Source organism: Saccharothrix coeruleofusca (genome assembly GCF_014648515.1).
GTDB classification, from domain to species: domain Bacteria; phylum Actinomycetota; class Actinomycetes; order Mycobacteriales; family Pseudonocardiaceae; genus Actinosynnema; species Actinosynnema coeruleofuscum.
Map to the genome: position 1 here is coordinate 52,688 of NZ_BMRG01000017.1, position 8,047 is coordinate 60,734.

An 8,047-nucleotide genomic window follows, 5' to 3' on the forward strand; every position below is an offset into this window, starting at 1 on the left:
GTCTCGGCGGACTGGAGCGCCGCGTCGGGCTACCGTGCCGGGCAGATGCTGGCCAGGATGCCCGAGGTCACCGCGGTCTTCGCGGCCAACGACCACCTCGCGCTTGGCATCCTGCGGGCGATGAGCGAGCGCGGCAGGCGGGTGCCGCAGGACGTGAGCGTGGTCGGGTTCGACGACGTGCCCGAGGCCGCGTTCTTCATCCCGCCGCTGACCACCGTGCGACCGGACTTCGACGCGGTGGCGCGGGAGACGCTGGGGCTCTTGTTGGCTCAGGTCAGCGATGGTGAGGTGGGGGTGGCGCACCGCACCGTCGCGCCGACCCTGGTGCCGCGCGCGAGCGTCGCGCCGCCGCCCGATTCCCTGTGAGCACGTTCACCTAGTCGTTAACTGCAGGTTGCGACTGGGGCTTGACGACTGGAATGTTAACGATAACACTCCTCGCCATGGCGACAGACCCATTGGTGGTGGGGATCGACTTCGGCACCCTGTCCGGCCGCGCCGTGGTGGTCCGGGTGCGCGACGGCGCGGAGCTGGGCAGCGCGGTGCACGAGTTCGGGCACGGCGTGTTGGACCGGGCGCTGCCCGGCGGCAGGCCGCTGCCGCCGGACTGGGCGCTGCAGGTCCCGCAGGACTACGTGGACGTGTTGCGCAACGCCGTGCCCGAGGCGATCCGGGCGGCGGGCGTGGACCCGGCCGACGTGATCGGCGTCGGCACCGACTTCACCGCCTGCACGATGGTCCCGGTCAAGGCCGACGGCACGCCGCTGTGCGAGCTGCCCGAGTTCGCGGACAACCCGCACGCCTACGTCAAGCTCTGGAAGCACCACGCCGCGCAGGGGCAGGCCGACCGGATCAACCAGTTGGCCGAGCGCCGGGGCGAGAGCTGGCTGCCGCGCTACGGCGGGCTGATCTCCTCGGAGTGGGAGTTCGCCAAGGGCCTGCAGGTGCTGGAGGAGGCCCCCGAGGTCTACGCCGCGATGGACCACTGGGTCGAGGCGGCCGACTGGATCGTCTGGCAGCTCACCGGCACCTACGTGCGCAACGCCTGCACCGCGGGCTACAAGGGCATCCACCAGGACGGGCGCTACCCCTCGCCGGAGTTCCTGGCCGCGCTCAACCCCGACTTCGCCGACTTCGTCGCCGACAAGCTGGAGCACCCGCTGGGGCAGCTCGGCGACCGCGCGGGCGGGCTGAGCGAGCAGGCCGCGGCGTGGACCGGTCTGCCCGCGGGCATCGCCGTGGCGGTCGGCAACGTCGACGCGCACGTCACCGCGCCCGCCGCGCGAGCGGTCGAGCCGGGCCAGATGGTCGCCATCATGGGCACCTCCACCTGCCACGTGATGAACGGCGACGTGCTGCGCGAGGTCCCCGGCATGTGCGGCGTGGTCGAGGGCGGCATCGTGCCCGGCCTGTGGGGCTACGAGGCGGGCCAGAGCGGTGTGGGCGACATCTTCGCGTGGTTCGTCGACCACCAGGTGCCCGCCGAGTACCACGAGCGCGCCCGCGAGCGCGGGATCTCGGTGCACGAGCTGCTCACCGAGCTGGCCGCCGAGCAGGCCATCGGCGAGCACGGGCTGATCGCGCTGGACTGGCACAGCGGCAACCGCTCGGTGCTGGTGGACCACGAGCTCTCCGGCGTGGTGGTCGGCCAGACCCTGGCCACCCGCGCCGAGGACACCTACCGCGCGCTGCTGGAGGCCACCGCCTACGGCACCCGGATGATCATCGACACGTTCACCGACGCGGGCGTGCCGGTCACCGAGCTGGTGATCGCGGGCGGCCTGCTGCGCAACCCGCTGCTGATGCAGATCTACGCCGACGTGACCAACCTGCCGCTGTCGGTCATCGGCTCGCAGCAGGGACCGGCGCTCGGCTCGGCGCTGCACGCCGCGGTCGCCGCGGGCGCCTACGACGACATCCGCCAGGCCGCCGCCGCGATGGGGTCGGTCGAGCGCGGCGTGTACCAGCCGATCCCGGAGAACGTCGAAGCCTACGAACGGCTCTTCACCGAGTACCAGGAACTGCACGACTATTTCGGGCGCGGGACCAACGAGGTCATGCACCGGCTCAAGGCGCTGCGCCGCGAGGCCGTCAGGGGGAAGAACTGATGTCGGCAGTAGCTGACCTGCGGCGCACCGTCGCCGAGCTGCACCGCGAGCTGACCCGCTACGAGCTGGTCATCTGGACCGCGGGCAACGTCTCGGCGCGCGTGCCGGGACAGGACCTGATGGTGATCAAGCCGTCCGGGGTGTCCTACGACGAGCTGACGCCGGAGCGGATGGTGGTCACCGACCTGCACGGCAACCTGGTCGAGGGCGACTACGCGCCCTCCTCCGACACCGCCGCGCACGCCTACGTGTACCGTCACATGCCCGAGGTCGGGGGAGTGGTGCACACGCACTCGCCCTACGCCACGGCGTGGGCGGCGCGCGGCGAGCCGATCCCGTGCGTGCTCACCATGATCGCCGACGAGTTCGGCGGTGAGATCCCGGTGGGGCCGTTCGCGCTCATCGGCGACGACTCGATCGGCCGCGGCATCGTGGAGACCCTGAGCGCCAGCCGCTCCAAGGCGGTGCTGATGCGCAACCACGGGCCGTTCACCGTCGGCAAGGACGCCCGCGCCGCGGTCAAGGCCGCGGTGATGCTGGAGGACGTGGCGCGCACCGTCCACTTCGCACACCAGCTGGGCAAGCCGATCCCGATCGAGCAGCACCACGTCGACAGCCTCTACGAGCGCTACCAGAACGTCTACGGGCAATGAGCCCACGAGGAGGACGCGCCATGCCCTCTGCGGCGAAACCGCAGGTCTGGTTCCTCACCGGGAGCCAGCACCTCTACGGCCCGGAAACCCTGGAGCAGGTGGCGACGCAGTCGCAGCAGATCCAGCGGATGCTCACCGAGTCGGGCCGGATCTCCGCGGAGGTCGTGTGGCAGCCCGTGCTGACCGACTCGGCCGCGATCCGGCAGGTGATGCTGGCGGCCAACAGCGACCCGTCGTGCCTTGGCGTGATCGCCTGGATGCACACGTTCTCGCCCGCCAAGATGTGGATCACCGGCCTGGACGCGCTGCGCAAGCCGCTGCTGCACCTGCACACCCAGCTCAACGAGTCCCTGCCGTGGGCGACCATCGACATGGACTTCATGAACCTCAACCAGGCCGCGCACGGCGACCGCGAGTTCGGGTTCATCCAGACCCGGCTCGGCGTGCCGCGCAAGACCGTCGCGGGCCACGCCAGCGACCCCCGGCTGATCGAGCGGATCGACGCCTGGGTGCGCGCCGCGGCGGGCCACGACCACCTGCGCGGCCTGCGGCTGGCCCGGTTCGGCGACAACATGCGCGACGTCGCGGTGACCGAGGGCGACAAGGTCGAGGCCGAACTGCGGTTCGGCGTCTCGGTCAACACCTACGGCGTCAACGACCTGGTCGCGGTGGTCGACGCGGTGGGCGAGGACGAGATCGACGTGCTGGTGGCCGAGTACGCCGACAGCTACCGGCTGGCGCCCGAGCTGGCCCGCGGCGGCGAGCGGCACGACTCGCTGCGCTACGCCGCGCGCATCGAGGCAGGCCTGCGCCGGTTCCTCGTCGACGGCGGCTTCGGCGCGTTCACCACCAACTTCGAGGACCTGGGCGGGCTGCGGCAGCTGCCCGGCCTGGCGGTGCAGCGGCTGATGGCCGAGGGCTACGGCTTCGGCGGCGAGGGCGACTGGAAGACCTCGGCGCTGCTGGCCGCGGTCAAGGCGATGGGCGCGGGCACCGGCCGGGGCACCTCCTTCATGGAGGACTACACCTACCACTTCGGGCCGGGTGAGCCGAAGATCCTGGGCGCGCACATGCTGGAGGTCTGCCCGAGCATCGCGGCGGACAAGCCCTCGTGCGAGATCCACCCGCTGGGCATCGGCGGCCGGGAGGACCCGGTGCGGCTGGTGTTCGACGCCGAACCCGGCCCGGCTATCGTGGTGGGCCTGGCCGACCTCGGGGAGCGGTTCCGGCTGGTGGCCAACGAGGTCGAGGTGGTCCCGCCGGACGAGCCGCTGCCCGCGCTGCCGGTGGCGCGCGCGGTGTGGAAGCCCGCGCCCTCGCTGCCCACCTCCGCCGAGTCGTGGTTGACAGCGGGCGGTCCGCACCACACCGTGATGACCCACGCGGTCGGCGCGGAGACCCTGCGGGACTTCGCCCAGATGGCCGCGACCGAACTGGTGGTCATCGACCGGGACACCACCACCGAGGGCTTCACCGACCGCCTGCGCTGGAACCAGGCGTACTACCGACTCGCACAGGGCCTGCGCTAGACCTGTGCCGGGGAACACCGCTGCAACACCCGGAGGAGAAACGATGAGGTTTCCAAAGATCGCGGCCGTCGCCGCGCTCGCAGTAGTGATGTCGGCTTGCGGGTCGGCGGAGAAGACGGTCGACCAGAAGCCCCAGGCCGGTGAAGGCGCCACGGTCGGCGTGACCATGCCGACCCGCTCCTCCGAGCGGTGGATCCACGACGGCGACAACATCAAGAAGGCCCTGGAGGCCAAGGGCTACAAGGTCGACCTGCAGTACGCGGAGAACGACATCCCGACGCAGGCCAACCAGCTGGAGAACCAGATCACCAAGGGCGCCAACCTGCTGATCGTGGCCTCGATCGACGGCACCGCGCTGACCAGCCAGCTCCAGCAGGCCGCCGACTCGAAGATCCCGGTCATCTCCTACGACCGGCTCATCCGCAACAGCCCGAACGTGGACTACTACGCCACCTTCGACAACTTCAAGGTCGGCGTGCAGCAGGCCACCTCGCTGCTGACCGGCCTGAAGGTGCTCAACGCCGACGGCACCCCCGGCAGCGCGACCGGCCCGTTCAACATCGAGCTGTTCGCCGGTTCGCCCGACGACAACAACGCCACGTTCTTCTTCAACGGCGCGATGTCGGTGCTGCAGCCGCACATCGACAAGGGCACCCTGGTGGTCAAGAGCGGCCAGACCGACTTCAAGACCGTCGCGATCCTGCGCTGGGACCCGGCGACCGCGCAGCGGCGCATGGAGGACCTGCTGACCTCCACCTACGGCAACGCGAAGGTCGACGGCGTGCTCTCGCCCTACGACGGCCTGTCCATCGGTATCCTCTCCGCGCTCAAGAGCAGCGGCTACGGCACCGGCGGCCAGCCGTACCCGATCGTCACCGGCCAGGACGCCGAGGTCGGCTCGGTGAAGTCGATCATCGCCGGTGAGCAGTACTCCACCATCCACAAGGACACCCGCCAGCTGGCCGACATCACGGTGAAGATGGCCGACGCGGTGCTCAAGGGCGAGAAGCCCGAGGTCAACAACACCACCGACTACGACAACGGCGAGAAGGTCGTGCCCTCGTACCTGCTGGAGCCGGTGATCGTGGACAAGTCCAACTACGAGAAGGTGCTGGTCGAGTCCGGCTACTACACGGCGGACCAGCTGAGGTAGGGATGACCGACGAAATCCTGGTGATGCGCGGCATCACCAAGCGGTTCGCCGGGGTCACCGCGCTGCGCGACGTCAACTTCGCCGTGCGGCGCGGTGAGATCCACGCGATCTGCGGCGAGAACGGCGCGGGCAAGTCGACCCTGATGAAGGTGCTCTCCGGCGTGCACCCGCACGGCTCCTACGAAGGGGACATCCTCTTCGAGGGCCAACCGTGCGAGTTCTCCGGCGTGCGCGACAGCGAGCGGCGCGGCATCGTGATCATCCACCAGGAACTGGCGCTGTGCCCCCAGCTGTCCATCGCGGAGAACCTGTTCCTGGGCAACGAGCGGGCCAGCCGCGGGTTCATCGACTGGAACCGCACCAACCACGCGGCGGCCGAGCTGATGGCGCGCGTGGGCCTGCGGGAGAACCCGACCACCCCGGTCAGCGACATCGGCGTGGGCAAGCAGCAGCTGGTGGAGATCGCCAAGGCGCTGTCCAAGGAGGTCAAGCTCCTCATCCTGGACGAGCCGACGGCGGCGCTCAACGACGACGACTCCGCGCACCTGCTCGACCTGCTCGACGGCCTGCGCGAGCAGGGCATCACCTGCGTGATCATCTCGCACAAGCTCAACGAGGTCACCAGGATCGCGGACAGCATCACCATCCTGCGCGACGGGCGCACGATCGAGACGCTGCCCGCGGCCGAGGTCACCGAGGACCGGATCATCTCCGGCATGGTCGGCCGCGACCTGGAGCACCGCTTCCCGCCGCGCGAGCCGCACATCGGTGAAGAGGTGCTGCGGATCGAGGACTGGACCGTGCACAGCCCGGTCCAGCCGGACCGGGTGGTGGTCAAGGGCGCGTCGCTGACCCTGCGGCGCGGCGAGATCGTGGGCCTGGCCGGGCTGATGGGCGCGGGCCGCACGGAGCTGGCCATGAGCGTGTTCGGCCGCTCCTACGGGGTCAACATCTCCGGCCGGGTGGTCAAGGAAGGCCGGGAGATCACGCCCCGCACGGTGGACCAGGCGATCAAGCACGGCATCGCCTACGTCAGCGAGGACCGCAAGCGCTACGGCCTCAACCTCATCGAGGACGTGCAGCGCAACGTCTCCGCGGCGGGCCTGTCCAAGCTGGCCAAGCAGGGCTGGGTGAACGAGAACGAGGAGCACTCGGTCGCCGAGCGGTTCCGGCGCAGCATGGGCATCAAGGCCGCCAGCGTGGCCACGCCGACGGGCACCCTGTCCGGCGGCAACCAGCAGAAGGTCGTGCTGGCCAAGTGGATGTTCACCGACCCCGACGTGCTGATCCTCGACGAGCCGACCCGCGGCATCGACGTGGGCGCGAAGTACGAGATCTACACGATCATCAACGAGCTGGCCGCGCAGGGCCGCGCGGTGCTGGTCATCTCCTCCGAGCTGCCGGAGCTGCTCGGCCTGTGCGACCGCATCTACACGCTGTCCGAGGGCCGCATCACCGGGGAGCTGCCCCGCGAGGAAGCGACCCAGGAACGCCTCATGCTCCACATGACCCAGGGACAGACCTCATGACCACCAAGCTGGCCGCCCCGCCGACGGCGGCCGAGGGCGCGGCGCCGCGCAAGTTCTCGATCAACCTCCGGCAGAGCGGCATCTACGTGGCGTTCGCGCTGATCGTGGTGCTGTTCTCCGTGTTGACCGACGGCGCGCTGCTGCAACCGCAGAACATCTCCAACATCATCGTCCAGAACTCCTACGTGCTGATCCTGGCGATCGGCATGATCCTGGTGATCATCGGCGGGCACATCGACCTGTCGGTGGGCTCGGTGGTCGCGCTGACCGGCGCCATCTGCGCGGTGCTGACCGTGCAGATGGGCCTGCCGTGGTGGCTGGCCGTGCTGGCGACGCTGGCCTCGGGCGCGCTGATCGGCGCGGCGCAGGGCTACTGGATCGCCTACTTCGGCATCCCGGCGTTCATCGTCACCCTGGCCGGGATGCTGGTGTTCCGCGCGCTGACCCTGACCGTGCTGGGCAACCAGGGCATCGGGCCGTTCCCGGAGCAGATCCGCACCCTGGCCAACGGCTTCACCGAGGGCTACCTGGGCAACGTGGGCCTGGGGCCGCTGGGCGGCGCGGACCTGGTCAGCCTGCTGGTGGGCGTCGCCTGCGTGGCGGGCTTCGCGTTCTCGCAGTGGCGCAAGCGGCAGGCGCGGCTGGGCTACAAGCAGATCGTGGACCCGATGCCGGTGTTCCTGCTCAAGATCGTCGGCGTGGCGGTGGTCGTGCTGGCCGTCGTGGTGCAGCTGGCCCGGTTCCGCAACCTGCCGTGGGTGCTGGTGCTGCTGGCGGTGCTGGCCATGGGCTACTCGCTGGTGGCCAACCGGTCGGTGTTCGGCCGCCACATCTACGCGGTGGGCGGCAACCTCCAGGCCGCGACGCTGTCCGGCGTCAAGGTCAAGGCGGTGACCTTCTGGCTGTTCGTGAACATGGGCGCGCTGGCCGCGCTGGCGGGCGTGATCTTCGCGGGCCGGTTGAACCAGGCCGGTCCGACCGCGGGCACCTCGTTCGAGCTGGACGCGATCGCGGCGGCCTTCATCGGCGGCGCGGCGGTGCAGGGCGGCGTGGGCAAGGTGGTCGGCGCGATCAC

General features: G+C 70.0%; 7 protein-coding genes. All 7 read left to right on the top strand.

The window, feature by feature from the left end; translation table 11 throughout:
* Positions 1-366, top strand: a 366-nt coding sequence (locus tag IEZ00_RS37305) for a substrate-binding domain-containing protein (RefSeq protein WP_229796197.1), incomplete at its 5' end; no start/stop codon positions are given.
* 77 nt (positions 367-443) lie between these two features.
* Complete coding sequence (gene araB / locus IEZ00_RS29255; RefSeq protein ID WP_189226585.1) at positions 444-2,108, top strand: ribulokinase; 1,665 nt, start codon at positions 444-446, stop codon at positions 2,106-2,108.
* Positions 2,108-2,761: an L-ribulose-5-phosphate 4-epimerase gene (locus tag IEZ00_RS29260; protein ID WP_189226586.1), complete on the top strand. Its 654-nt coding sequence runs from the start codon at positions 2,108-2,110 to the stop codon at positions 2,759-2,761. Before araB ends, IEZ00_RS29260 begins: the two co-directional genes overlap by 1 nt.
* A gap of 20 nt (positions 2,762-2,781) precedes the next feature.
* Positions 2,782-4,290: an L-arabinose isomerase gene (araA, locus tag IEZ00_RS29265; RefSeq protein ID WP_189226587.1), complete on the top strand. Its 1,509-nt coding sequence runs from the start codon at positions 2,782-2,784 to the stop codon at positions 4,288-4,290.
* 43 nt (positions 4,291-4,333) lie between these two features.
* Positions 4,334-5,443, top strand: coding sequence for a multiple monosaccharide ABC transporter substrate-binding protein (gene chvE / locus IEZ00_RS29270; RefSeq protein ID WP_189226588.1), 1,110 nt, complete (start codon positions 4,334-4,336; stop codon positions 5,441-5,443).
* A 2-nt stretch (positions 5,444-5,445) separates the two neighbouring features.
* Entirely contained in the window at positions 5,446-6,972 is a 1,527-nt protein-coding gene (mmsA, locus tag IEZ00_RS29275) for a multiple monosaccharide ABC transporter ATP-binding protein (RefSeq protein WP_189226589.1), read from the top strand.
* Positions 6,969-8,047, top strand: a 1,079-nt coding sequence (gene mmsB, locus IEZ00_RS29280) for a multiple monosaccharide ABC transporter permease (RefSeq protein WP_229796198.1), incomplete at its 3' end; no start/stop codon positions are given. The genes mmsA and mmsB, both read left to right, overlap by 4 nt.